Origin of the sequence: Novosphingobium kaempferiae (genome assembly GCF_021227995.1) — a bacterium.
GTDB classification, from domain to species: Bacteria; Pseudomonadota; Alphaproteobacteria; order Sphingomonadales; family Sphingomonadaceae; genus Novosphingobium; species Novosphingobium kaempferiae.
In genome coordinates this window covers 597,195-621,685 of record NZ_CP089301.1, presented here as the reverse complement: position 1 = coordinate 621,685, position 24,491 = coordinate 597,195, and the positions used below count along the sequence as shown (strand labels likewise).

Annotated in this window: 18 protein-coding genes and 1 pseudogene; 8 read left to right on the top strand and 11 right to left on the bottom strand. The window is 61.0% G+C overall.

Going from position 1 to position 24,491, the window contains the following annotated elements; translation table 11 throughout:
• Positions 1-275: 275 nt before the first annotated feature.
• On the bottom strand, positions 276-761 hold the full coding sequence (locus LO787_RS03045) for a hypothetical protein (protein ID WP_232494404.1): 486 nt from the start codon (positions 759-761) through the stop codon (positions 276-278).
• 750 nt (positions 762-1,511) lie between these two features.
• On the opposite strand from LO787_RS03045, the gene LO787_RS03040 reads away from it, so the two are divergent.
• Positions 1,512-1,745 carry a hypothetical protein gene (locus LO787_RS03040; protein ID WP_232493377.1) on the top strand — a complete coding sequence of 78 codons (234 nt, stop codon included), beginning with the start codon at positions 1,512-1,514 and terminating at the stop codon, positions 1,743-1,745.
• Between the two features lie 800 nt (positions 1,746-2,545).
• Here the strand turns inward: LO787_RS03040 and LO787_RS03035 are convergent.
• From LO787_RS03035 to LO787_RS03025, 3 genes are read right to left on the bottom strand one after another with little or no spacing between them, the layout of a single operon-like run.
• Positions 2,546-4,750, bottom strand: coding sequence for a xanthine dehydrogenase family protein molybdopterin-binding subunit (locus LO787_RS03035; RefSeq protein ID WP_232494403.1), 2,205 nt, complete (start codon positions 4,748-4,750; stop codon positions 2,546-2,548).
• On the bottom strand, positions 4,747-5,727 hold the full coding sequence (locus LO787_RS03030) for an FAD binding domain-containing protein (RefSeq protein ID WP_232494402.1): 981 nt from the start codon (positions 5,725-5,727) through the stop codon (positions 4,747-4,749). The genes LO787_RS03035 and LO787_RS03030 overlap by 4 nt, the downstream gene beginning before the upstream one ends.
• The gene (locus tag LO787_RS03025) at positions 5,724-6,224 is read right to left on the bottom strand and encodes a 2Fe-2S iron-sulfur cluster-binding protein (protein WP_232494401.1); all 501 of its coding nucleotides are present in this window, start codon (positions 6,222-6,224) and stop codon (positions 5,724-5,726) included. Before LO787_RS03025 ends, LO787_RS03030 begins: the two co-directional genes overlap by 4 nt.
• Positions 6,225-6,705: 481 nt before the next feature.
• On the opposite strand from LO787_RS03025, the gene LO787_RS03020 reads away from it, so the two are divergent.
• From LO787_RS03020 to LO787_RS03010, 3 genes and pseudogenes are all read left to right on the top strand, one after another.
• Positions 6,706-7,140 carry a hypothetical protein gene (locus tag LO787_RS03020; RefSeq protein ID WP_232494400.1) on the top strand — a complete coding sequence of 145 codons (435 nt, stop codon included), beginning with the start codon at positions 6,706-6,708 and terminating at the stop codon, positions 7,138-7,140.
• Between the two features lie 32 nt (positions 7,141-7,172).
• Entirely contained in the window at positions 7,173-8,057 is an 885-nt protein-coding gene (locus tag LO787_RS03015; RefSeq protein ID WP_232494399.1) for a cation efflux transmembrane domain-containing protein, read from the top strand.
• Positions 8,058-8,119: 62 nt separating this feature from the next.
• Positions 8,120-9,171 (top strand): annotated as a pseudogene (locus LO787_RS03010) (YihY/virulence factor BrkB family protein).
• Between the two features lie 58 nt (positions 9,172-9,229).
• Here the strand turns inward: LO787_RS03010 and LO787_RS03000 are convergent.
• From LO787_RS03000 to LO787_RS02990, 3 genes are all read right to left on the bottom strand, one after another.
• On the bottom strand, positions 9,230-10,366 hold the full coding sequence (locus tag LO787_RS03000) for a glycoside hydrolase family 130 protein (protein ID WP_103094834.1): 1,137 nt from the start codon (positions 10,364-10,366) through the stop codon (positions 9,230-9,232).
• Positions 10,363-11,121: an SDR family oxidoreductase gene (locus tag LO787_RS02995; protein WP_232494396.1), complete on the bottom strand. Its 759-nt coding sequence runs from the start codon at positions 11,119-11,121 to the stop codon at positions 10,363-10,365. The genes LO787_RS03000 and LO787_RS02995 overlap by 4 nt, the downstream gene beginning before the upstream one ends.
• A gap of 290 nt (positions 11,122-11,411) precedes the next feature.
• Complete coding sequence (locus tag LO787_RS02990) at positions 11,412-12,029, bottom strand: cysteine hydrolase family protein (RefSeq protein ID WP_232494395.1); 618 nt, start codon at positions 12,027-12,029, stop codon at positions 11,412-11,414.
• Positions 12,030-12,820: 791 nt separating this feature from the next.
• Between LO787_RS02990 and LO787_RS02985 the strand changes: the two genes are divergently transcribed.
• Entirely contained in the window at positions 12,821-13,567 is a 747-nt protein-coding gene (locus tag LO787_RS02985) for a dienelactone hydrolase family protein (RefSeq protein ID WP_232494394.1), read from the top strand.
• Between the two features lie 29 nt (positions 13,568-13,596).
• Here LO787_RS02985 and LO787_RS02980 read toward each other — a convergent pair whose 3' ends face one another.
• The 4 genes from LO787_RS02980 to LO787_RS02965 all read right to left on the bottom strand — a co-directional run bounded on the left by LO787_RS02980 (position 13,597) and on the right by LO787_RS02965 (position 18,784).
• Entirely contained in the window at positions 13,597-14,514 is a 918-nt protein-coding gene (locus LO787_RS02980; protein WP_232494393.1) for an NAD(P)H-hydrate dehydratase, read from the bottom strand.
• Positions 14,507-15,268, bottom strand: coding sequence for a histidine phosphatase family protein (locus tag LO787_RS02975; RefSeq protein ID WP_232496237.1), 762 nt, complete (start codon positions 15,266-15,268; stop codon positions 14,507-14,509). The genes LO787_RS02980 and LO787_RS02975 overlap by 8 nt, the downstream gene beginning before the upstream one ends.
• A 22-nt stretch (positions 15,269-15,290) precedes the next feature.
• Positions 15,291-16,211 (bottom strand): iron-containing redox enzyme family protein, encoded by a 921-nt coding sequence (locus LO787_RS02970; protein WP_232494392.1) that lies wholly within the window; start codon positions 16,209-16,211, stop codon positions 15,291-15,293.
• Between the two features lie 2,285 nt (positions 16,212-18,496).
• Entirely contained in the window at positions 18,497-18,784 is a 288-nt protein-coding gene (locus tag LO787_RS02965) for a hypothetical protein (RefSeq protein WP_232494391.1), read from the bottom strand.
• Between the two features lie 641 nt (positions 18,785-19,425).
• On the opposite strand from LO787_RS02965, the gene LO787_RS02960 reads away from it, so the two are divergent.
• The 3 genes from LO787_RS02960 (at position 19,426) to LO787_RS02950 (ending at position 24,150) form a co-directional block, all read left to right on the top strand.
• Positions 19,426-20,502, top strand: a complete 1,077-nt coding sequence (locus LO787_RS02960; RefSeq protein WP_232494390.1) for a catalase family protein — start codon at positions 19,426-19,428, stop codon at positions 20,500-20,502.
• A gap of 12 nt (positions 20,503-20,514) precedes the next feature.
• The gene (locus tag LO787_RS02955; RefSeq protein ID WP_232494389.1) at positions 20,515-22,779 is read left to right on the top strand and encodes an FdhF/YdeP family oxidoreductase; all 2,265 of its coding nucleotides are present in this window, start codon (positions 20,515-20,517) and stop codon (positions 22,777-22,779) included.
• A 411-nt stretch (positions 22,780-23,190) separates the two neighbouring features.
• The gene (locus tag LO787_RS02950) at positions 23,191-24,150 is read left to right on the top strand and encodes a histone deacetylase family protein (RefSeq protein ID WP_232494388.1); all 960 of its coding nucleotides are present in this window, start codon (positions 23,191-23,193) and stop codon (positions 24,148-24,150) included.
• Positions 24,151-24,491: the final 341 nt, after the last annotated feature.

Here is a 24,491-nt window from a genome sequence, read left to right as displayed (position 1 = left end):
GGAAGGGCGGACAGGAGCGAATGCACAAGTCGGTTGAAACCGCCGGATCGGGAAAACTCATGTTTAGCCCCAGCACCTCGAGTACGCGAAAATGGTCGGGACCCGAGCGGCGCTAATGGCATTATGACCAGCAGCACATATGCTGCATTAACAGGTCGGACACACGGCCGCACCAACCAACGACGCAAAGCTCAATATGCCGCATGCCAACGGAGAGCCGTCCACACTGGGTCGTTCATTCCGACAGGTGAGCCGCGCGGCTGGCGACACTACCACTAAGACGTCGGGAACGGCGGGGATTGGTAGATGAGCGGCGGGACGCGCGCACCGGGTGTTCCGATTACCACATGCTCATAGATTGACGCGGCGATCGTACTGCGGCCCAATGTCTCAGTGGCCAGTTGTAAAAGCAGGAGTGAAGCAAGGCCCAGCCACCACGCGGGATGCACCTTCCCGTATCGGCGTTTGTCCCGCACGATACCCGCCACCGGAAATGCGATCATACCAATGAAGACTGCCGTCAGCATCGAATACATCAGCAACGGGGCGGGCAGCAGCCTTCCAAATGAAGGGCCCATGATAGCTGCCATCCCGCATATGATCAGGCGTGGATGCCACTCGCGATCGCGCCGCTTTACCACCCCGCCGATCAAAAGAGACGCGAACAGCAGAGAAAAAGCGATAACATTAATGAGCGCCATGACTATGGCCGTGATTGCGAAGAAGCGCGTCTCGGCCCGCGAAGAACTGCCGATTTGCAATCGCTGTATCCATTACGCTCTTCCCCGCAGCTTGAACCTCACTTGCAGCTCTATAGTACTACAGTCCTTCTCATGCGTCGAGCATTTGCCGCGGCTTGCTGAGCGACGGCCAGGACGCACAGAGCATCAAGAGCGTGTGATGCCTTATCGAACCGCGACTACGAGTCCGCGATAATGACGTGGGCATGGAGGGGATAAGGCTGGCGCGAGTCCCTGCAACAACATTCATCGCGCGCGAGCCTCGTTTCATGCCCTTGCGCTGAAGCGACAAGACTAAACTCGGAACTGATTTGTGTCCTCGGCATTTTCCGGCCCGGAATGCCACAACTTCACGCCACCCAAAAATGATACGACACGACAAATACGCCCTATGACCACCGAACGTGCCTCCACTCGATCTACCCAGATCGTCGCCGCCGCCGACGCGGACCATGAGCCGAGCGATGTGAACCAACAGGCTCAATGGGCGACTCGCGTCATGCAGGCGTACCGAGCGTCGCTCATCAATGTTCACCGGCAACTTGCTCCCTTACGCAGCTGACGACTGGGTGTGGCGCACCCGGTGGCAGCCCTTCCATACTGATCGGATTTCGAAGAGCGTTGTCGCGGGATAACGGCGTTGTCGCTCGGCGGAGGGAGGTTGTGGAAAGGCCAATCCATCCCGAGTGGCATTCATGTAAAAGCCCGCGTGCAACCGATGCGGGTTGGCGGAGTTGACGGCAGTACAGACAACAATGTGAGGTGAGGTAAATGGCTGATCGCAATCCGTCGCACACGACCACCGTCGTCGAAACTCGCCGCAGCTCCGGCGCTAGTGTCGTCATCGCAATCGCCGTGCTGCTGGCCGTGATTGCAGGCGTTTTCTTCGTGAGCCAACTCACTGGCAGCGAAACCGCGAAGAACAACGCGATTACCAACGCCGCCGACAGCGTGAGCAATGCCGCAGACAAAGCCGGCGACGCCGCTGAAGGCGCAACCAAGTAACACTACAGGCGATCCGGCGGCCCGTTGGCAAGGAACGATCGGCAGCGGCCTGCGCTTCTCACCACCCCTACAATCTCGATGTAGGGCAGCGGTGTTGAGCGTCACTAATTGTGTGCTAGTTGCCGCCGCCACTGTTGTGTGGGGCGATTAGCCGCGCGATGACACGGGTTAACGGCGGCAGCTTTTCCGACTCCAGATCCTGAACCGCATTGCACAGGATAAGCGTCCGGCTCGACCTGTGAAACATGTAGCATTCGCAAAAGACCGAGCCGCCACGCAGTAGGCCCTGGTCGACCTCGCCCCGCCAGTCCGGTGGTGGGACATCTACCCGTTTTCGATCGTTGGGCACCTTCGATACGCGCACCTGTAGGCGATCGGATAGACCCGGCACGGCCCATGTCGTCGCCTCGGGAAAAGCGTGCTGCCAGTCCGCGAGAAGGGTCCAATGTGCGTTGTGGGCGCCGCGAGATGGCGCACAGATCTCAGCTGCGCCAGCGCGGATTTCAGTTCCGGTGTGAAAGCGACTGGTGAATGAAGGATCAGCGCCGCGTCCTCGAGCCGAATAATCGTTCGTATCGGCAAGGACATCCCGCCGAGACCATTGTGTCATCAACGATCCGAAGATCCTTCGCCATCGGCTTCGGAATGCGGAGGGGAGAGTAACCCACATGTTGGGGCTCCCCGACGCCTGTGCGCGACGCCCAGAATTGACAGAAGGCCACGGACCCCACGCCGCCATGCGGCACACTCCCGGCTATTGTGAAGCTTCGTTCGCGAGGCATCACGGCTTCCTCTTCCGCTTAGATTTCCGGTAAACCGACCAGCACCTTGTCCGGCGTGATCGGAAAGCTGCGGACCCGTACGCCGCTCGCGTTGTAGACGGCGTTCGCAATGGCACCGGCGGCGCCGCAGATGCCGAGCTCGCCGACGCCCTTTGCTTGCAGCGGGCTGCCAGCGGGATCACGCTCTTCGACCAGAAGCACGTCGAGGTGCGGGACGTCGAGGTTCACCGGAATGTGGTACTCGGCGAAATCTGGATTGACGATGTGTCCATCTCGAGGATCGAAGGTCAGCCCTTCGGTCAAGGCACTGCCGATACCCCAAACCATGCCGCCCATGCACTGCGACGTGGCAGTCTTCGCATTGAGCACCCGGCCGAGGGAGAACGCTCCCGTAAAACGGCGCAGCCGCACCTCTCCCGAATAAGCATTCACCCCGACTTCGGCAAAAAGCGCGCCATACATGGCAGCGGAGAACGCTTCGGTAATCTTGCCGGGTTTGAAATGGCCGAGCTGGACCACATCTACGCCCCCCAGCAGATCAGAAAGAGCGACCTTGTCGGCCCCTGAGAAAGCATGCCCATCCTTCAGTTTGAGGGCTGCCTCCTCGCAGCCCAGCTTCGCTGCCAGCGCAGCGCGAACGCCTTCGCAGGCCTCGAGGACTGCCGAACCGGTGGAGCACGCCCCCCAACTCCCCCCGGAGCCGGAGCCTGGCGGAAAGCGGGTATCACCAAGCCGCACCGTGACAACAGCAGGATCGAGCCCGAGCATTTCGCCGGCAATCTGGCCAAGAATCGCATAAGTGCCGGTGCCGATGTCGGTCATGTCGCTGGCGACTTCGGCGGTCCCATCTGACCGCAGGGTGACGCGGGCATGGGCTTCGTTGAGATTATGCACGCGCGCTGCCGTGGCCATGCCGGTGCCGACCCACCATTCGCCCTCGCGCCGAAGGCATGGTTTACGGGGGCTCGCGTCCCATCCGAAGCGCTCTGCGCCGCGGCGCAGGCATTCCTCCAGTTTGCGAGAGCTATAGGGAGTTCCCTCGCTGGGATGCTTCTCGGGAATGTTGCGCAGTCTGAGTTCAACGGGATCGATCCCGATCGCCTCCGCCAGCTCATCCATCGCCGCTTCCAGCACCTGCATGCCGACCGCTTCACCAGGCGCGCGCACGGACCCTGCCGTCACGCGGTGGATGCGACCGAGTTGCAAATCAAGCACCCGGTTCTCGCCAGCGTAGAGGAATTCGCTCGCCTGCAACACCGGCTCAGCGAACTCCTCGCCCGGCAGGTTGGTAACCCAGGCCTCGTGCCCAAAACCATTCAGTCGGCCTTGCGTATCAGCGGCAAGGCGCACGCGCTGCCGTGTTTCGGAGCGGCGCATCACGCATTGGAAAACCTGTTGGCGCAGCATGACAACACGGACAGGTCGCTTCAGTCGGATCGCCGCCACCGCTGCGGCGACACCCTCCGGGCTGATGCCAAGCTTTGAGCCAAAACCGCCGCCGACGTATGGCGAAACGAGCCGGACCTGTTCCGGATCGATGCCCAGGGCGTCGGCCAGTTCCTTGCGATTGAAGCGCAGCATCTGCAAGCTGGAATGGAGCGTGAGTATCTTGCCATCCCAATCGGCGATACTGGCGTGTGGTTCCATCGCGGCGCTGTTGTGGCCTTCCGTCGTGTATGTCACATCGACAGTATGCGCAGCTTCGTTGAGGGCTTTGTCGAGGTCGCCCTGGATGATGGGCTCCTCGAACTGCTCGAAGGCAATCGCGTCATCCTGCGCGTCCACCAGAGCAGCGGCATCTTCGCGATATTCGATCCGCAGCGCCTTGGCGGCGTGGCGGGCTTGCTCGAATGTCTCGGCGACCACCAGCGCGATTGGCTGGCCGTAGTACCGGACCTCCCGCACCTTGCGCACCGGGGACTTGCCTGCGCCGCCCTGGGCTGCCCGGGCAGTCATGCGATCGTCGCTGATGACCGCGATCACGCCCGGCAAATCACGCACAGATGCCTCATCGAAGACAGTTACTTCTCCCTTGGCAATGGTCGCAGTGACCAGAACGCCCTCGATGCGGCCGTTCATACGGTATTCCGCAGCGTATGTGGCCGTGCCCGACGTCTTGAGCGGACCTTCGGGCCGGTCAAGGGGGCGGCCGATAACCCCTTGTGCCATGGCGTCGAGGCGATTGCGCTCGTCGGGTTCATCCATGATGTAGGAGCGCGTCATGCCTGCATCCCCGTTGCTTCGCGCAGCACCGCCTTGAGCACCCGGCGCGTCATGCCAATCTTGAAATCGTTCTGGCCGTAACCGCGGGCACCATCGAGCAGCAGATCGGCGACGGCTTCGAACAGCGTGTCGGATGGTGCCTTGCCGGTAAGCAGTTCGTCCATGTCGGAATCGTGCCAGGGCTTGTGGGCCAAACCGCCGAAGGCGAGGGCGGCGCTGGCGATCCGTCCTTCGTCCATCTTCAGCACGCAGGCAATAGACACGAGCGCGAAGGCGTAGGAGGCCCGGTCGCGCACCTTGCGATAGATTTGTGTGCCGCCGACCGGGGCGGGAAGCGTCACTGCCGTGATGACATCGCCCCGCTCCAGCACGTTGTCGCGATCCGGTGTGTCGCCTGGCAAACGATGGAATTCGCGCACCGGTATGCTTCGCACCGATCCGTCCGGCGCGGTCACCTCGACATCGGCATTGAGCGCGGCCAGGGCGACGGCCATGTCACCGGGATAGGTCGCGATACAGTCCTCGCTGGCGCCGAGAATCGCGTGGATGCGATTTGCGCCCTCAAGCGCACTGCAACCGCTGCCGGGATCGCGCTTGTTGCAGGCCTGATCGCGATTGTAGAAGTAGTAGCACCGTGTTCTCTGGCACAGATTGCCGCCGGTGGTGGCCTTGTTGCGCAGCTGAAAAGTCGCGCCGGCAAGGATCGCGCGGGAAAGCACCGGATAATGCCCACGAACTCTTGGATGGGCGGCGCAGGCGCTATTGGTGACCAGCGAACCGATGCGCAGGCCGGCACCCGATTGCGCGATATTTGCGAGGTCGAGCCGATTGATGTCGACGACTACCTCGGGAACCTCGATCTCCAGCTTCATCAAGTCGAGCAGATTGGTCCCGCCGGCGATGAGGCGGGCACCATCACGCGTCTGCTGGCAGGCATGCGCTACCGCTGCGGCGCGGCTATAGGTAAAAGCCCTCATCGCTTTGTCTCCAGGATTTCTGTGACGGCGTCGACGATGTTCGAATAGGCCCCGCAGCGACACAGGTTACCACTCATGCGCTCGCGTATCTCGTCTGTCGTGAGCTTTACGGGCTCGAAAAGATCGGCAGTCACAAAGCTCGGCCAGCCGCTTGCGGCCTCATCGATCATCGCCTTGGCAGAGCAGATTTGGCCCGGCGTGCAATAACCGCACTGATAGCCATCGTGCCGCACAAACGCCGCTTGCAGCGGGTGAAGGTTTGACGCGGTACCCAAGCCTTCGATCGTCGTTACCTGATCATCTTCGTGCATGACCGCGAGAGTCAGGCAGCTGTTGATGCGCTGGCCATTGACCAGAACAGTACATGCGCCGCACTGACCGTGATCGCAGCCCTTCTTGGTACCGGTCAGGCCGCATTCGTCCCGCAGGTAGTCGAGCAGAGTGGTCCGGGGATCGCCGATGAAGTCGTGATCGGTTCCGTTGATCGTCAGTGGCATCGTTCCCTCGTGCTAGCGCCGGCCTCTCGAACGACGGCGGGCCGGACAGCATGGCAGTCAGTCAGGCCAATCCTGGCAACTTTAGCGCTGCGGGTTTGTTGCATCCGACTAACCCAGATCAATGTGCTCGCCGCAGCGACTGTATGGGTATTGCCGAGGCGACGTAGCTCCCATTAGTCATACGAGTGGAGCCGCGTCGTCGGCTTGTTACCAAAGCCTGGTCCAACCTGTAAGTGCGCGCCGCGCGACGGTCTCAAGCGGGTGACGAGCGACTTTCGCATCAAACTTCATGCCACGGGCAGACGTCGCGCCTTCATGGGATCTGGGTGACCGCGAACTCGCCCGTTGATGCCGGGAGGCGCCCCGGCGAGCCTCCCACACATGTCTGTGGTCGCATCGTTATGTTGACGAAACAAGACCAGAGGTCGCCCGTTCCTTGAAGACCAGAATAACAAGCGTGGCAGATCACATGAGATGGATAATGGCCTTCGCCTTACCGCTTCTTCTTTCCGCATGCGAAGGTCTGCCACGGGACCCGGCCGGGACCCTGGCCAGGGTCGAGAAAAACCATATCTTCACGGTTGGATTGGTGGCGGGTGCATACGAGAGTCCTGCGGCGCGAAGACTGCTGGCGGAGATCGCGAAGCGAACACGAGCGCGTCCACAAGTCATTCATGGCCCCCAGGAGGTGCTTCTTGAGCATCTTTCGCAGGGACGAGCCGATCTCGTCATCGGCTCCTTCAGCAAGGGCAGCCCGTGGGAGACCGAGGTGGCTTTCGGTCCCGCGCTCGCCTCGCAAGGAGCCGGCAAGCACGCGATTGAGCTGAAGGCCGCCATGCGTAACGGAGAGAACCGGTGGATCATGCTGGTCGAGCGGGCCTCGCGGGCCGTGTCTCGTGAAGCGAGCGGCCAATGACGAATAGTCTTCCGAACGAACTGCGCGACACTATGCGCGCCGCCATCAGGCTGGAGTACTGGAACCTCTTCTGGACCGCGACGATTGTTGTCGTGATGGGGCTGGTAATGGGCCAGAGCGAAACCATGAAGACGGCCTGGGTGGAGGATACGCTGGGCGTGGTCCCCCCGATAATGTTCCTTATCGCCGCAAGGATGGAACTGACGGGCAAGCGATCGAAACGGTTTCCCTTCGGCTTCGAGCGGGTGAACGGTCTTGGCTTCTTCGTCGCCGCCGTCGCCCTTACCGCGGTCGGCCTGCTACTGCTCTATAACGCCGCCACCGCGCTGGTCGCAGCCGAGCACGCAACCGTCGGCTCGATCGTTCTTTTCGGCCATGACCTCTGGCTGGGATGGCTGATGATTGGGGCCCAGCTCTATTCCCTCGTTCCTCCGATGCTGATCGGGCGCAAAGAACTTCCGCTTGCCGAAAAGCTGAACGACAAGCTGCTGCACACCGATGCATTGATGAACAAGGCGAACTGGCTGACCGGAGCCGCCGGACTCGCTGGCATCGTCGGGCTGGGCCTTGGCTGGTGGTGGGCGGATTCGGTTGCCGCCGCCATCATCTCGATCGATGTCATCAGCGACGGGGTTAAGGCGCTGCGGTCCTCGACGGCCGAGCTTGTGGACGGTTCGCCTCGTGCGCTTTCGGGCCCGGAACTGTCGGGCGATGCGCTGGCGTTGGAAGAGCGGCTTCGTAGCGAGTTCCCTTCGGCGACCATTCGTCTGCGCGAAACCGGGCGGCTTATCCGTGCCGAAGTGCATGGCGTGCACCCTCCGTGCGAGCCCAGACATCCCCGCCACTACTGGCCAAGGGGGAAAGAGCGGGCTTGGAGGCTGGCCCAGGTGAGCTTCGTTCCGCCCGATCAGGAGTGATAAGCGCGCCTGCGGCACGCTTGCTGCTTTTCGCTCATCCTTATCCAGGCACTGGTCAGGCGATGGGCCGTGCCTTCGGGATACAAAGTTTCGCGACCATGCAACGCGTTGTTCCGCAAGCTGTTTGCTATCGCAAGAGGAGAAACAGCGTGCCCGAAATCGATGGCGATGCCGCTGCAGGTCTGAAGGCGACTACGCCGTTGGCCATTCCGTCTTCCGGATGGAAGCAGATCATCATGCGGGCCTGGCGCGAGGCAAGTAGCGACAATCTGGGTTTGATAGCCTCCGGCGTTGCGTTTTGCGCAGTCCTCGCGATGGTGCCGACGCTCGGTGCCATTGTCCTCACTTATGGGCTGGTCGCGACACCGGAGACAGTCGCGTCCAACATCGCGTCGCTTACGGCGCTGATGCCGCAGGAGGCGGCACGGCTTATTGGCGAGCAACTCGGTAATGTCGTGCAGACCTCCGACGGAAAGAAAGGAATAGGTTTGCTGATCGCCATGGCCATTGCCCTATACGGCGTGATGAAGGGCGCCTCGGCGCTCATTGTCGCGCTCAATATCGCCTATGATGAAGAGGAAAGCCGCAGCTTCATGCGTCTCAACCTCGTAGCTTTTGCGATCGCATCCGGAAGCGTGCTCGTCGCAATCCTCGCGATGACGGCGATCGCCGGCCTCTCGGCGTTGTCCGCGCTTTCTTCATCGGCTCCCGGTTTCGTTGCCGTCCTTTTGACGATCCTCTCCTACTTGCTGGTCGGCGCTGTCGGCACGGCGCTTGCTGCGACGGTCTACCGGTACGGCCCTGACCGGGCGCAGGCCAAATGGCGATGGTTGACGCCGGGGTCGGTTTTGCGGCGGTATCATGGATGATCATGACGTTCGGGTTCGGCCTCTACGTTGCCAACTTCGGCAACTACGACGCAACCTATGGCTCGCTGGGTGCGGCGATGGTCTTGCTGACATGGCTGTATCTCTCGGCTTACGTCCTGCTCCTTGGCGCTGAACTGAATTGCGAGCTTGAGCGCCAGACAGCCCGCGACACGACGACTGGCCTGGAGCAACCTTTGGGGGAGCGCGGAGCCTATGCCGCCGATACCGTCGCGCATGTCGGCTAAAATCAGCGAGGGCCGCTCGGCCTGCCTTCGCACGTGGACACCAGAAGCACTTCGGCAGCTAAGACGAGCGGAAGCGTGACTTGGGGACGTGCGTGATGCGGCAGGCGAGATCGGCCTCCCCGGAAGCCACGACGTAGTGTTCGCCGCGATCGACGATGCCGGTCGTGAAGACGACATCGCGCACGTACATCAGGTCTTCCAGGGGGCGGGTCAGCTCCGGGTTCGCTTCCAGCAGCGGCTTATGTTCTGTCCGGATCACGCTGCTGGGATCGTCCCGGTCCAGCAGCGACCAGTACGTGCGGTAGATGCCGACAATCTCGTGCGGCTCAACGCCGTGCCATAAGGTCAGCCACCCCTCGTCGGTCAGGATTGGTGGGGCGCCGCCGCCCATGCGGGAAGTGGCGATAGTCGCGGCGTGCGGGCGGATCCCCGGCCTGTGCCAAGGTTTCCAGAACAGCGCGTCCGGAGAATGGGCAAGGTTTATCGACGGACCGGCGCGCCACTCGCTGCCCGGCGGATACGCGAAGTACAGATCGCCAAGCGGACGGGTCTGCGCCCAGTACTGACCGTCGATCAAACCCTCGAAAATCAGCATGTCCTTGTTCTGGTGATCGAGCACGATTGCCTCGAAACGCCAGTCAAGCCCGTTGCGAGAACTGTACAACGTCGTGGAATGCCGCTCCGGACTGACGGAACATGTGGTCATGAGATAGCGATCGCCCACACGGCTAATCCGCGCATCCTCCACGCCATAGCACTGGAAGTCGTGCGCAGGGGCAATCGCTCGATCATAATGAAAGGCCACGATCTGCAGCCCATCCGGGGACAGTTCGACCGGCAACAGCCACGAGAGTGAGGTCAGCGCCATCACCCGCCAGCCACCGCCCCGCAGCATGAACTTGCGGGGATCAGCAACGTCGGCATGCTCCAGCGGCCATGCGTCCAGCACATAGCGGCCACCATCGCCGCTGCCCGCTTCCCAGCGGATGGAGTGTATATGCCCCTTGCCGATGGGATGACGCAGTGCTTCCGCGACCCGTACCATGGCCATGAGATTGCCGTTGGGGAGGGAGGTCAGCCCCGGGTTGAAAGCGCCCAGCACGTAAGTCTCAGCGTCCAGATGTCCTGAGAGAGGCGAGCGCAACAGGTCAATGTCGTGCGGGGTGATGACCAGGCGATCGATCGCGTACCTCATTCGCCTTCCAGCGCACGGGGCACGATCGTCAGCTGCTGCACGACCGTTCGGCGCGGCTGGGTCAGCAGATAGTGGACACCGACCGCGATGTCTTCGGCGCGCAGCATGGTCTCGGCTTCGATCATTTCGCGCTGCTTTTCGTCCGGGATGTCCGGATACTGCATGTCGGCCCCTGTCTTGCCGGGCTCGACCAGCGAAACCTTGATACCCTTTGATCCAAGCTCGCGGCGCAGCGCCTCCGAAAATCCGGCAATGCCAGCTTTCATCCCCGCGTATACGGTCGATCCTGCCCCCAGCACATGGGCGCTCATCGACCCGATGAGCACGATGTCCCCCTCGCCGCGCAAGACATGCTCAGCGGCGTGGGCGGTCATCAGATAGGCGGTGAAGTCGCTCGCGATGGCATAGCGGACCTGCGCCGCGCTCATCTCAGACAGACTGCCGGCAGCCACCGCGGCGTTGACCACCACGACGTCGGGCGACGACACGTATCTGGCAGCGGCGTCGAAGAAACGCTGCACGCCGTCAGGCTCGGCAAGATCGAGGGCAATGCCGTCACCTTCGCCCACTTCCCTGATACGCTGCAGCGCGTCTTCCAGATGCTCAGGCGTCCGGCCGCAAATGAACACCTTCACCCCCTCGCTTGCGAGCAATACCGCGATCGCCCGACCTATGCCGGTAGTCCCGCCCGATATGATCGCCTGTCGCCCCCGAAGCGAAGGCATATGGGTATGGGCATCGGCAAGGTCGGTCATGATGGCTCCTGCGTGGTGCTGACCCTTTTCAACAGCATGCAAGGCACCGCCGTTCCCGAGGTTATGCGCATTGGAGACTCACGCGCATATTTCCTGATCGCGTTTCAATGACGCCCGCTTTTTCAGGTCGTTGAGCTCGTTTGGTTCAAAATGGCGATCAGTGGCCGAATTCGCATGGCATCCTTCCGGCACCCGCGCGGACTTAGAGGCGATAGAGGCCGTGGCCACAATCGGTCTATGTTCCCCTCCTCGGTGATGATGAAAGGAGCATACGGGCGCTGGTCCGGTGATCAGTCTTCGAGACTGGCGAGCCACTCATCCACGGACAGCTCTGATGTGGCAGCAGTCTGCGCACCCAGACTCTGCGCCATTATCTGTAGTGCCCATTTTCCCCGCTTGTCGTCTTCGGCGGCCACGGCATCTTGCGGTACCCACAGCGTGTATTCACGCATATGCGCATCCGCAGCTGTGAACAGTACGCAGATGTCGGTCGCAACGCCAGTCAGAACGAGTCGGCGCACGCCGAGCCGGGGCAGAAGCACCGGAAGATTCGTAGAGTAAAATCCGGAGAACTGCGGTTTGATGATGAAATAATCCTGATCGGACGGCTGTAGAAGCCGGGTGACCGGGTTATCGTTTTCCAAAGCTCGGGCAATCAGCCTGGAAGGCTCTGAGTGCCATTCCCCGAAATTGTCATTGACGTAGATGACCGGCCATTCACGCTCGTGAAACTGCTGGCGCAGGCGGTCCGTGGTGAGGGCCGCCCGGAGGGCCTGCGGTTCGAGATCGTCGGCGCCTGGAAAGTCGAAGCAATTGACCATGTCCAGGATCAGCAGGGCAGCGCGGCCGCCGCTCGTTTCGAGCTTGCCGGCACTCATCTCATGGTCTCTGGGGATGATGACCTGCAAGTTAAGGCCGACCTCATCAGTCAGCCCCGACCCTATGCTCTTGCGATCCGGACCGCCATTGCATCCAGCTTCGCGCGATCGTTGCCGAGCGCTTGGGCGAAGTAGTCGATCTCGTAGTCTGCACCGCTCGCGACGCGGCGCCGGTCCGCCGCACCTCATCTCCCATGTTTTTGCCTTTCATTTTTTCCCTCTGATGCCAACCCGCTCGAGCTCGGCCGGGTTCCCCGCGCGGTTGCCGTCATCCAGGTTCCGATTGCCGGCGAGAACCCGGTCGTTGGTCGAGTTTCCTCCAAGGGGAATTTGCGGTCACCGCCATGCCTTTCTAGCGCCATGGTTCGTTTCTTCTTCTGCCTGATCCTTGATGTGAGGCTGGCAGGATTGACTGCGGCCAATTACTTCGCCCGGTTTTATCTCTCGGTAGCGGCCGTAGACGCCCGGGAACGCCGGTCTGCCCCGATCCCGTGCACTCATAACAATGCAGGCTACCCGGGTGGGGTCTCGGCAAGAAACTTCTCCGTGGCTCCGGCTCCTGGAGCGCATCGAACCGTACAGCCCCACGCTTCGCCGGGAAAAGTCGCCTGAACAGCGTGAGAAAAAATCGCTGTGTATTGAGGTCGATTGGGTAGCGCGGGTTACTGGAAAGCGCATCGTTTTTTTGGTGATCGGACGATGCTCCGGCTTGGGACTACCGTGGTGCGCCGGGCACGGCGTACCGTGATCGTGCGCGATTGCTGCGAACCTCGACCACGCTCGGCTGTTCAAGAGCAAAGGTTCGAAAAGGAAATGCGATAGTGTGTGATCCGCGCAGCGGCCAGGTAGGCCAACTCCACGTTTACAACGACGGCGATGTCACTCTTCATGGCGAGATTTACCCTCCCATCGGCGCAGGCAATGGTCGCGCAGCCCTGATTGTCCATGAAGCCGATGGCATCGGTGGCAATGTTCGGCATCATGCCCGCAAGCTTGCAGAGCTGGGCTACTTCGCCTTTGTAGCAGACATGCACGGCGGGGGAGCGGTCCTGGAAGGTGAAGCGATCCCGGAGGCTCTCAAGCGCTTCCGGGCCGAGCCCGATAGGCTGCGCAGTCGAGTCCAAGCCGCGCTCGCCGCGCTCAGCGACATTTCGGGACTGGAGCCTGAAGACATCGTCGGGCTTGGGTATTGCTTCGGCGGGTTCTGTGTCCTTGAGCTCGCTCGTAGCGGCGTCCCGGTTCGCGCGGTTGCAAGCTTTCACGGCCTGTTGAACACTTCTCGCCCTGCGTCGCGCGACACGCTAAAAGCGCGGATCGCGGTGTTCACGGGAGGGCTCGATCCGCTCGTGCCGCCCGACCATATCGCGGCATTTCAGGCAGAAATGGCCCTGGCAGCAGCGGACTGGCAGCTGAGTATCTATGGCCGCGCCCTCCATAGCTTCACTAACAGCTCCGTTGATGCACTTGGCGATCCGACAATGGGATATCACGCCGAAGCGGATGAGAGCTCATGGGCCGCGATGCTGCGGTTCTTTGACATTTCGTTCAAACGCTCCGACAGGGGGTGACGTCGACCGAAGGGTGGCTTGACGGGCTGTCAGGATTGCCCCGCTGAATGCATCAGACCGGGAATGAGCGGAAGCAGGTCGCTGGCAAGGAAGCCGAGGGGCGCTATTGTTTCGGCACACCGGCGTCCGGCCTCGCCATGGAGCCAAACCGCCCACAGCGCTGCGTCCAGCGGCTCGCAACCGCGGGCAAGCAACCCTCCTGCTATGCCGGCAAGCACATCGCCCGATCCGCTGGTCGCCAGCCCGGTCGTGCCTCCATTGAAGCCGTAGATTGCCCCTGAGGGATTGGCGATGGTCGTGCAGGAACCTTTGAGTACGACAACGGCATTGAACCGCCGGGCGGCGAGCATGGCGATCGAAACTGCGTCCGATGCAAGATCTGCCCCGTCAATGTCGAGCATTGCGGCGATCTCGCCGGGATGAGGGGTCAAGAGGGCAGGGCGCGTGCGTTTTTTCAGCCGGTCCGCGTGCTGCGAAAGCGACATGAGCGCGGCAGCATCGATCACAACCCTATGGTCGAGCGTAATGCTGTCGAGGAGCGTATCGACAAGGCGCGACGCGTGATGCCGGCACGACATGGCTGGACCGACCACGATTGCATCGCACTTGCCCACGAGCGGTGAGATTTCGGACGCAGAAGCGGCGATTTCCCCTGACGCGCTGGCGGGAAGGGCGGTAATGGCCGCTTCCGGAAAGAGCGTGCCGATCATATGGGCAATCGGCGCGACAGTCGCGATCCTGACCTTGCCGGCGCCCGAACGCAAGGCGGCCTCCGCGGTGAGACGCACGCCGCCTGGTACCTCGAGACATCCACCAATGACCGTTACCCTGCCTCGGGAATTCTTGTCGACCTCGCCCGAAGGCATCGGCAACGGGTGATCGCGCAGAGTAGCACGATCCAGCGGCGCTACGACCGGCGGGGAAACGGGCGTCCCCTTGTCAGCCACGCGCAGCAACTATGGAGTCAGGCGCCCGCGTTGTTGCCGTACCTTCGCGCTTGAGAGGCGCTGTGACATTGTATCGCTGCAGGGTGAGGTGGTCATCCGCCGGCTCCAGGTTGTACTGGGTGATGCTGCAATTGGCGACATCGCCAAGCGCGTCGATCTCCAGTATTTCCGCTTCGGACAAATTCTCCAGGACATAGCGCATGCATAACACCACGACCTGGTGCGCTACGATCATCACGCGCTTGCCTGCGTAGTGCAAGGATACGGTATCCATTAGCGCGCGCAGGCGGAAAACGACATCCACCCAGCTTTCTCCGCCCGGCGGGCGATGATAGAATTTTCCGAGAACTTGCCGAAAATGAGCCTGCTCGGGCTGGAGCTCGCGAATTCCGGCGCTCGTCAACCCGTCAAGGATACCGAACTCCTTCTCGCGAAGTCGCTCGTCCAGGCAAATGCGCAGGTCTGCCGAACATCCGCCCGCCTCGCGGAAAAGTGCAGCCGACTGGACCGCGCGAAGATAGGGACTGGACAGTATAACTTCCGGCCGCTGACCTTCATGTCCGTCCGCGAACCAGTGGCCCAGCGCACGGGCCTGCTCTTCGCCCAATCTCGATAAAGGCATATCGACGTCGCGATGCTCGAGCGCGATACGGGCATGTCCCTGTGCATGAGCCTCATCGCGCGCCACGTTACCGGCGCTCTGGCCATGACGTACCAGCCATAAGGTTCTCGGCCACCGGTGTGATGCTGGCATACGTGCCATGGGGTCAGGCTCCTCAGGCTGCCAAGCTGCGATCAGTTCCGTTTGCCCAAAGTTTGGCGCGGTACCGCTCGAAGCACATCTTGCCACACAGAAGCCGGATCAGCGCGCCTTCCGCGATCGCCGCTGCGCGGTTGCCATCTTCGGATATGAGCGGTCGCAGCGCCTCTTGATTCCAGGTCTGGCTATGCTTGACATCAAGAACTGCGTGGAGATCGAAGTATCGCCGCTCTCGATTTGACAGGCCAATCCGCCGCAGGCCCTTTGCCACTAGCGCGGAACGGCCCGGAGCTGTCAGTTCGATCACCCCCAGCGCACCGACGGAATGCCACGCATAGCGTCGTGAGGTGGCCATAGCTGTCATCGCGTTCGCAAGCGCAAGGCTTTCCGGCACCGTGGATTGTATCGAGGGTGCGACATCCAGCGCTTCAGCCACAACGTGCAGCATGGGGCCGTGCATTCCCTTGGGATTGCCACAGCCCATCTCGTCCCAGTAATTGCGGGCCAGTTCCATCTTCGCCTGATCGGGGAGCTTGATCTGCGTCATCGCCACCAAGTCGTCGAAACCAGCTTCGCCCGCAGCCTCCTGCTCGAAGAACCACCTCAAATCGTCACGGGAGGCCGCCTCGGCGAGCCACGGGAATAAGGGGTCGTTCTGCCCTGGTCCGGTTTCCGCGAGGTTCTCGAACCATTCGACAAACGCGGCCGGATCAGTGGGTGCTTCCATTGCCTGCTTTTGGACGAGCCCCCTCATGTGCTCGATGAAGTCCCCTTCGAGCATCTGCATCCGCGCGTCGTTTTGGAGCTCTTCGCGCCAGTTTTGGCCGGGAAACTGCGGTGCGAGTCTTTTCCGATTCCAGACAGCCAGCGATTGCTGAAAGTCGTCGGAAAAGTAAAAATCTATCGACCGATCGGATTGGGCGGCAAAGGCCAGCATCGGTGCATTCCTCAATTTTATTGCGGTTCGTGGGTGTTCTGAAGTCATGACGAGCGGATGCGCTCATGTTCGAGACCGGGGTGGATCAAGGCCGTGGCGTGCCGACGAGGTGCGTGGATGTCGGATGGACGCGGGCCTCCATTTCTCAGGCGACCTTGCATTGACGTACGAAACCGGGATGCCGTACCGCTCCAGATCCTCGATCAGGAGATCGAGGCAAGGGGTGCGCGGTGTCGTTCCGATGAACGCCATTTCCGGGAACGCGGTGCCGAACATGGCTAGGGCGTCCCACGCCGTTCTGAAATGCTGGACGGTATGGCCTTCACGTTCAAGCTGCGCTCTTAAGGCGTTCGTTTCCTCTGGCTGCGCTGCCAGGAGAAGCACGGGTGGTGGCATGGTTGAATTTGGCATATACGGATAAATCCGCTGCGCCCCTGCCGCTCCCCCGTTCATCTGAATAGAGGTGCCGATAAGACGAGCAGACCCAGACGAAAGACAGGATGCGGCTTGCTCTACTCGCCTCTTGCTGTCTCGTGTGCCTCCCATGAGCTGAGCGCCTTGCGGCTTTTTTGGTTGACGTGCCGACCTTATCTTTGGTGCTGTGACGAGAATATTATGAGCACGGCCGGGTGGCAGCTACGTACAGGCGCGGGATATTGTTACATAGAGGCCGGGTGATAACGGGTCTCGGTGTGCGCTTCGCGCATTCACCGGGACCCGGAAGGTCTGCAGTCGGATGGCCGTCTTCGCCAATTCGGCGAGCGCACTATCCCGACCGAATTCGCGATGAGGAAAGGCTGCTGGACCAAAAAACGGTGGGGTTGGATTGTGGTGTGAAATTACGAGCTTGAAGCGGCTCGGCAGTGGCGCCCCTTCCTATGGGCAAGTCTCGCCATGATACATGAGGAGCGCTTTCGCTTGATACATTACGGCTTTCTCGCGGTGCGCGTACACTGCAGTGAGGCACCTGCCGCGCCGGAGCGCATCCTCGGCCTTTCGGGCTTCTTTCTTTGCTCTGCGCAGCAGTCGTTCAGCAGCAAGCTTCACCGGCGTCTCCTGGCGAATCAATGTCCTGATGTTAGCGTTGGATATGACGCAGGCATTTCGATAGTGCCGAGTTGACGGGCCACTGCGCCCGACTGAGGATTGAAACGATCATTCATAGATGAGAGCAGGCTGTTGAAGGGGATCGCGACTAACCGCGAGACCTGGGTATGGGGCGTCATGCTTTCTGGGGAGGAAAGCGATTGTGGCGGGTCCCAGCTTTGGTGCAGTAACAAGGGGTCCAAGAGCGATCGTAGACGTCTCGCGTCTCAAGCCGACCGATGTCAGTGATGAGCGGAACCGACTTGCCGGGCCGGCCATGCCCAGCGATCACGTGAAGATACAGTCGTAAGGCCATAGTCGAAGGGGTAAATCTTCGGACTGGCTCGCTTTGTTGCTGTCTCGCGCCGCTTAGCGCGGCGACCTCTGGATGACGATCAGCTTAAGGGAGCCTCGCGCGGCTTGCACGTTTGAAGAAACCCGCGCCCATCGGTTCTTGGCGAATGCCTCATCGAACCGAGCCGTCCCGCCGACCCGCGCTCCAAACCGTTCGGTACCGGCGCCGGTCGCAACATGACGGTGACTCGTCGCCAGCGCCGAACCCATCCCAACATAGATCAATGGCTGTTTCGGCTTTTGTTCCTAACTAAGCTTCGCTGTCAGACCCGCGAGGGTAACCGGAGTACATAAGTTGTCGTCGCACTCACCAAAAATCCTGCGCGATGCCGCTCGAGCTGCGGCATCATTCCAGCGATCTGCATTAGGTTACTTGCAACACTCGGAGTGGGAGGCTCGTATTCGAAAAGACGCGGACGAACTTGTGTGTGTTCTGCAGGAAATGGGGTTCCGTCCCTCCAACCCGCCGAACGATTGATCTGCGAAATGGGAGCCGTCCAAGACCAGACGTGTGCCGTGATGACGGTCCGAGCGATGATATGTGGAGAAGGTCAGCCCGACCGGCGGTGAGTGGTGGAAGCGCAGTCGGGCTAGAGGATCGCATGCTTTTGGCTTTTTTGCTTTGCCCCAACAATTCCTCAAGGACCGAAGGGTTCCCGGGAAAATCGCTCGCGTTTAAACCGCAAGTCTGAGGGGGTGTATCGACGTCGGAACTACCTATGGCGGCGATTGAGGGATGCGCGTGGGGGGCCGAGCTCAGCACGCGCATCATCAGGTAGAAGGGATTTACGGCGCCAACAAGGCACCGATAGCGACGTCCGGCTGACGTGAAAAGCGATCACGGATCAACTGTCGGAGACATTGCCGAGTGCCTCGCGGATCGCCTGATCCTTGTCGGCATCATTGATGTCGACCGAGATCGTTATCTCGCCCGCGAGCGGGGAGTCAGTGCGCTCGTCTTCCAATTGTGCGCGAGCATCTCCTCCACCGGGTTTCTTGCCTGCACTGTTGTCCTCATTGGCCGTAGTTACGAATATGTCGCTACGGGACAAGCCCACCTGCTGGACGAGGCGCTCGACAGCCCGGTCAGCTTCAGCCCGCGTGGCGTAGCTCTTTTCAATGCTGTTCTGCATGTTGCGGCTCCGCACTCAGCTTGCGACGCCGAAAGGCTGTCGCGACGGTTCGACTGTCACCGGGCGGAGGCCTTCGAGATCCTCCGGTGGCACAGGTCCATGCGGATCCGGACGAAAATGGGGATCGGCGCGACCAGCATGGTTACGAAGAGGGACGCGGTCGAGGTCAGTCGGGGCATGACCAACCGAAACTGCTTTGCCAGAGGGCGACGAGCGAGCAAGTATCTTTTTGCCGGCATATGTGGCGAGGCCCAAAAGGGCGAGCTTGCGGATCATTCCCGTTCCTTTCGTATTTGTGAGACGCTCTCGTTAAATACGCGCGGAAGCATGAGTTCCGTGAATTGCGCCCAAGTCGGCATCCCGCATGATCAGCCGAGAGAAGGGTGTCGTTCGATCGACCCGGCTAATCCGACATTCCCGTCGACGGAGAAGCTGGCGGGGGAAGCTACTGCCTTGCCTTCCGTTAGAGCGTGACACCGAACGGGCACCTATCCGCGAATGCCTGTCGGAAAGCGGGTAGTCAGCAACCTGCCACAGCATGCTTCCTGAAAGTCAGGCACTTAAGCGTGCCCAACTTGTTATCCTTTGCACAAGCGGGGCTGGGCGGATGCCAAGGTGCCTCGCCTCAGGAGCAGTGCCCCATGACGCTTTCGCCGCCGCTACCTTATTCCCCCGAGATCGAAACGTTGCAGGATGACGAGGGCGAAACGCTTGCCTCGATCAATGCTTCTTTCGACAAGATCCTTCAGACTACTTATGAAGATTACGGTCGCGCCGTGCGCGCGGTCCATGCCAAGGCGCACGGCATACTTGAAGGTACGTTCAGCGTGGCCGAGGCCCTACCGCCCGAACTGGCGCAGGGGCTCTTCGCAACGCCGGGCAGCTATCGTGTCTACTTGCGCATCTCGACGAACCCCGGCGATATCCTTGACGATGCCGTGGCACTGCCGCGCGGTCTGGCTCTCAAGGTCTTGAGTGTAGAGGGCGAGCGCCTGCCCGGTGCGCAAGGATCCACGCAGGATTTCATCATGGTCAACGGCCCGGTCTTCACCGCGCCCGACGCGAAGAAGTTTGCCGGAAGCCTCAAGCTGCTTGCCAAGACGACCGACCGGGCAGAGGGAGCAAAGGTTCTGGCGTCCAAGATACTGCAGGCGGTGAATGCAACGCTGGGCGCGGTTGGCATGGAAAGCACCGCGCTCGCAGGCCTTGGGGGTGCACCTCAGGTGCATCCGCTGGGAGAAACCTACTTCAGCGTCACGCCCTTTCGCTACGGCGAATATGTGGCCAAATTCCGGCTGCGGCCCGTCAGCGCAAACCTTACCATACTGACCGACAGAAAAGTTCGAACGAAGGGCCATCCCAACGCCATCCGCGAGGCCGTGCGCACCGACATGGACGGTATCGATGCCGAATGGGCGTTCGAGGTCCAATTGCGACGCGACGCCAATCGCCAGCCGATCGAAGATGCCTCGGTCGAGTGGAAAGAGGATGACGCGCCCTTCATCGAAGTTGCCCGTTTGCGAGTGCCGCGTCAGGACAGCTGGGATGCCGAACGGGTGCGTGCAGTCGACGAGGCCATGCGCTTCTCGGTCTGGACGGGCCTTGCCGCGCATCGACCGCTGGGAGGCGTCAACCGTGCCCGGCGCGGTGCCTATCAGCACTCTGCCGATTTTAGGGCAACGGCCAATGGCTGTCCCATGCATGAACCCACTGCCTGAAGGAATATCGGCATGGACGAAACGGCAAAGCCAAGGAATTATGATGGCGCCACCGGCGGGTGGGGTTCGCTGAAAGGAATGGTCCGGGTCGAGCGCGACGCCAAGGCCTCCCCTGCCGCACTGCGCACCCTGGCCGAGCAGAACAAGCCCGAAGGCTACATGTGCAGTTCTTGCGCCTGGGCGAAGCCTCCCAATCCACACGTTGCCGAATTCTGCGAAAATGGCGCAAAGGCTACCGTCTGGGACCTGACTTCCGAACGGTGTACCCCCGCGTTCTTCTCCGCGCACACTGTAGCCGAACTGGCGGCATGGTCCGACCATGATCTCGAGATGGCCGGTCGTCTGACTGAACCCATGCGCTACGATGCAAAGACCGATCGCTATGTACCCGTCTCCTGGGACGAGGCTTTCGCGGCCATCGGTCGAACCCTGCAGCGACTGGAGCCGAAATCGGTTACATTCTACGCATCTGGCAAGGCGGCTCTGGAGCCATCGTATCTCTATGGCGTCTTCGCGCGCATGTACGGGCACAACAATCTGCCCGACAGCTCCAATATGTGTCACGAGACGACCTCGGTCGGACTGACGAAGGTCATTGGTTCACCGGTGGGAACCTGCACTTTCGATGATCTTTCGCACTGCGATGCCATCTTCTATCTTGGGCAGAACCCCGGGACGAACAGCCCCCGCATCCTCCATCCACTCAAGGACGCAGTACAACGTGGCTGCAAGATCATCGCGTTCAATCCCTTGCGCGAGAAGGGACTGCTCGAGTTCGTCGATCCACAAAATCCGTGGCAGATGACGCTCGGGAAGCCGACGAAGATCGCGCACCAGTTCCTGCAGGTCCGTCCGGGTGGAGACATTGCCGCGCTCATGGGCGTGTGCAAGCGCGTCCTCGAGCGCGAGGCGCGCGAAGGCAACGTCCTCGATCGTACCTTTCTGGATGAACACTGCACGGGTGAGACCGATTTCGTCGCCGAGGCCGAGGCGACCGGCTGGCCCGAGATAGAGCGCGTGAGCGGCCTTACCCGCGCCGAGCTGGAGGCGGCAGGTGACGTTTATGCGGAGGCGAATAACGTTATCGGTATCTACGGCATGGGATTGACACAGCAGGTCCATGGCTCGCAGGCAATTGGAATGCTGGTCAACCTTCTCCTCCTTCGAGGTAATATCGGTCGGCAAGGCGCCGGGTGCCAGCCCATTCGCGGGCACTCCAACGTGCAGGGCCAGCGCACCGTGGGAATTTCAGAAAAGCCAGAGCTGGTGCCCTTGGACAAACTTCGTGAAATCTTCGGATTCGATCCGCCCACTGAAAAGGGTCACACGACCGTCGAATTCCTCGAAGCAGTGCTCGATGGCAGCGCCAAAGGGTTCATCGGGCTTGGCGGCAATCTGGCGCGCGCGGTTCCGGACCAGTCGCGCATTCACCCCGCGTGGCGGGATCTGGAACTGACGGTGCATATCGCCACGCGGCTCAACCGCACGCATCTGCTACCAGGCAATGAGTCTTACATCCTCCCGTGCCTCGTCCGTGCGGAGGAGGACATGCAGGAAACGGGCCCGCAGACCGTCACCATAGAAGACAGTTTCAGCCACATCTACGGCTCGGTCGGTCGCCGTGAACCGGCCAGCCCGGATCTGAAATCCGAACTCGCTATCGTCGCTGCGATCGCCAATGCCACCCTGCCGCATCATCCGCTTTGGCATTGGGAAGAATGGACAGGTGACTATGGCAAAGTCCGCGATCTCATCGCCCGCACTTACCCGGACGAGTTTCACGATCTGAGCGCGAGGATGCACACGCCCGGCGGCTTCTATCGCGGCAACCCGGCTCACGACCGGATCTGGAAGACACAAAGCGGCAAGGCCGAGTTTACCGTGCCCGATACGCTTAGCACCAATGCCATCAAGGACGCCGCCGGACGCTACACGCTGGTTACGCTGCGCTCCAACGACCAGTTCAACACCACTGTGTACGGCCATTCGGACCGCCTGCGTGGCCTTGAAGGCTCCCGAATGATTGTGCTGATGAACCCCTTCGACATTGCGCAGGCGGGGCTGGAAGAAGGCGCGTTGGTGCAACTCGAGACAGACAGCGAAGACGGCATCAAGCGCATCGTACGCGGACTTGCGGTAACGCCTTACGACATCCCTTGTGGCAGCCTCGCCGGTTACTTTCCTGAGCTCAATCCTCTCGTACCGCTGGATCATCATGATCGCTTGTCGAAGACTCCTGCAGCAAAGGGCATTCCCGTCCAGATCCGACCAGGCTGATCGCGCGTCCGATGTAAGGGTTGTAAGGATCAGGTGGTTACGTCACTGAGGACCCGCGAGGCCATCGCACCTTCGCGTTGACACGTCTTACCATACCCCACGAAATGCTCACATGATCCGAGCCTTTCAAGGCATGGCTAGCGGCGTGCCACATCGGCGTGGCGCGCTTGAAGCTGTGCGGCATGGCCGGCCATTCCTAGCCGCACTTCGTTGACGACTGGAGGGGATCGCTGACGCCGTCCGGTCCGCGATAAGCGCCGTTGTCTCCACCGTAACGAAAAATCTCCCGTTTAAATCTTGAAATGCGTCGGCGTTCATCTTGTCCCACACACGCCTTTTGTAGAGGCGTCAGCCCCCTACGCCCAGCAATGCTGCTCGACCTGCGCGCCTTGGCATTATACCTGCCAGGCCATGCTGCATGTCGTTCATCATCCCGGTTATGTGGTCGAAACCGACCGCACCGGCACTTTTCCGCATGACAAGTATGCGCTGGTGATGCGCGCGCTGAGCGAAAGTGGCGTCCCAATGACGGTCCATGCGCCCGAGATCATGCCAAGAGAATGGCTCGAGGCTGTCCACGACCCCGCCTATGTCGGCGAAGTCATCAGTTGCTCAGTGCCAGCGACCAAGCAGCGTCGGATCGGCTTTGCGATCGACGAGCGGATTTCCCGGCGGTCGCAACTCTCCCCCGGAGGAACATGGCTCGCGGCTAAGCTGGCGTTGCAACATGGGTATGCTGCAAATTCCGCCGGCGGCAGCCACCATGCCCTGGCCGACACTGGCGCAGGCTATTGCGTGTTCAATGATCTGGCGCTCGCCGCCAACCGGATGATCGAGGAGGGTGACGTCTCGCGCATCCTGATACTCGATCTCGACGTGCACCAGGGCGACGGCACTGCGGCCCTTACTGCAGGGCGCAGCGAAATATTCACCCTGTCCATTCATGCCGAGAAGAACTTCCCCACCCGCAAGGCCCGCTCATCACTGGATGTCGGGCTACCCGATGGAACAGGCGATGCGGTCTATCTGGAAGCTTTGGCCGGATCGCTGCCGATGGTCCTCGATCATTTCGCACCGGAACTGATCCTTCTGCAGGCCGGCGTCGACGCGCATGCAGACGACAAGCTTGGTCGGCTGTCGCTGAGCGACGGGGGCCTTGCGGAACGCGATCGATTCGTGGCGACAGAAGCCAGGCAGCGCGGCGTTCCGTTGGCGAGCACGCTGGGCGGCGGTTACGGCGCGGACCGCGAAGCCGTGGCCATGCGGCACGCCCATACGATCCTCACGCTTTGCGCCGCGATCAGCGCGGGGGATGCTGCCCGATTGCGCGGGGATAGGAGATCTTGGGCTCGGATTTCATCTCGAGATTGATCTCAAAACCGGCACCGGGCGGCACCGGGCTCGGCGGACAGCAATAGACCTCGCATCGATCGTATTTGGTGATACGCCTCGCCGCCCGTTGATCGTTTACCTCAAGGCGTGCCCGGGCTGGGCGCGAGGTATTGCAGGGGGACGATGCGCCGAGCCTCAACGGCGCCGAAAATCGTTGATCACGCGGAACATGAGCGCGCCTCGTAAGGAAAGCGCTACATTCGCACTGAGATAACCTGGATGAATGACAGAACCAGCCGATGAGCCCTAACTTGGTTCAAACGCTGGAGGACGCATGTGTGAAGTAAAGCTTCGTGCCGCTACTGAAGCCGACGTTATCG

Bases quoted from the DNA above. Each gene is read 5' to 3' on its own strand.
- LO787_RS03040 (WP_232493377.1), top strand. From the start codon at position 1,512: ATGGCTGATCGCAATCCGTCGCACACGACCACCGTCGTCGAAACTCGC.
- LO787_RS02960 (WP_232494390.1), top strand. From the start codon at position 19,426: ATGACGCTTTCGCCGCCGCTACCTTATTCCCCCGAGATCGAAACGTTG.
- LO787_RS02950 (WP_232494388.1), top strand. From the start codon at position 23,191: ATGCTGCATGTCGTTCATCATCCCGGTTATGTGGTCGAAACCGACCGC.
- LO787_RS03015 (WP_232494399.1), top strand. From the start codon at position 7,173: ATGCGCGCCGCCATCAGGCTGGAGTACTGGAACCTCTTCTGGACCGCG.
- LO787_RS03000 (WP_103094834.1), bottom strand. From the start codon at position 10,366: ATGAGGTACGCGATCGATCGCCTGGTCATCACCCCGCACGACATTGAC.
- LO787_RS02995 (WP_232494396.1), bottom strand. From the start codon at position 11,121: ATGACCGACCTTGCCGATGCCCATACCCATATGCCTTCGCTTCGGGGG.
- LO787_RS03035 (WP_232494403.1), bottom strand. From the start codon at position 4,750: ATGACGCGCTCCTACATCATGGATGAACCCGACGAGCGCAATCGCCTC.
- LO787_RS02970 (WP_232494392.1), bottom strand. From the start codon at position 16,211: ATGCTGGCCTTTGCCGCCCAATCCGATCGGTCGATAGATTTTTACTTT.
- LO787_RS03025 (WP_232494401.1), bottom strand. From the start codon at position 6,224: ATGCCACTGACGATCAACGGAACCGATCACGACTTCATCGGCGATCCC.
- LO787_RS03030 (WP_232494402.1), bottom strand. From the start codon at position 5,727: ATGAGGGCTTTTACCTATAGCCGCGCCGCAGCGGTAGCGCATGCCTGC.
- LO787_RS02975 (WP_232496237.1), bottom strand. From the start codon at position 15,268: ATGCCAGCATCACACCGGTGGCCGAGAACCTTATGGCTGGTACGTCAT.
- LO787_RS03020 (WP_232494400.1), top strand. From the start codon at position 6,706: ATGGCCTTCGCCTTACCGCTTCTTCTTTCCGCATGCGAAGGTCTGCCA.
- LO787_RS02965 (WP_232494391.1), bottom strand. From the start codon at position 18,784: ATGCAGAACAGCATTGAAAAGAGCTACGCCACGCGGGCTGAAGCTGAC.
- LO787_RS02955 (WP_232494389.1), top strand. From the start codon at position 20,515: ATGGACGAAACGGCAAAGCCAAGGAATTATGATGGCGCCACCGGCGGG.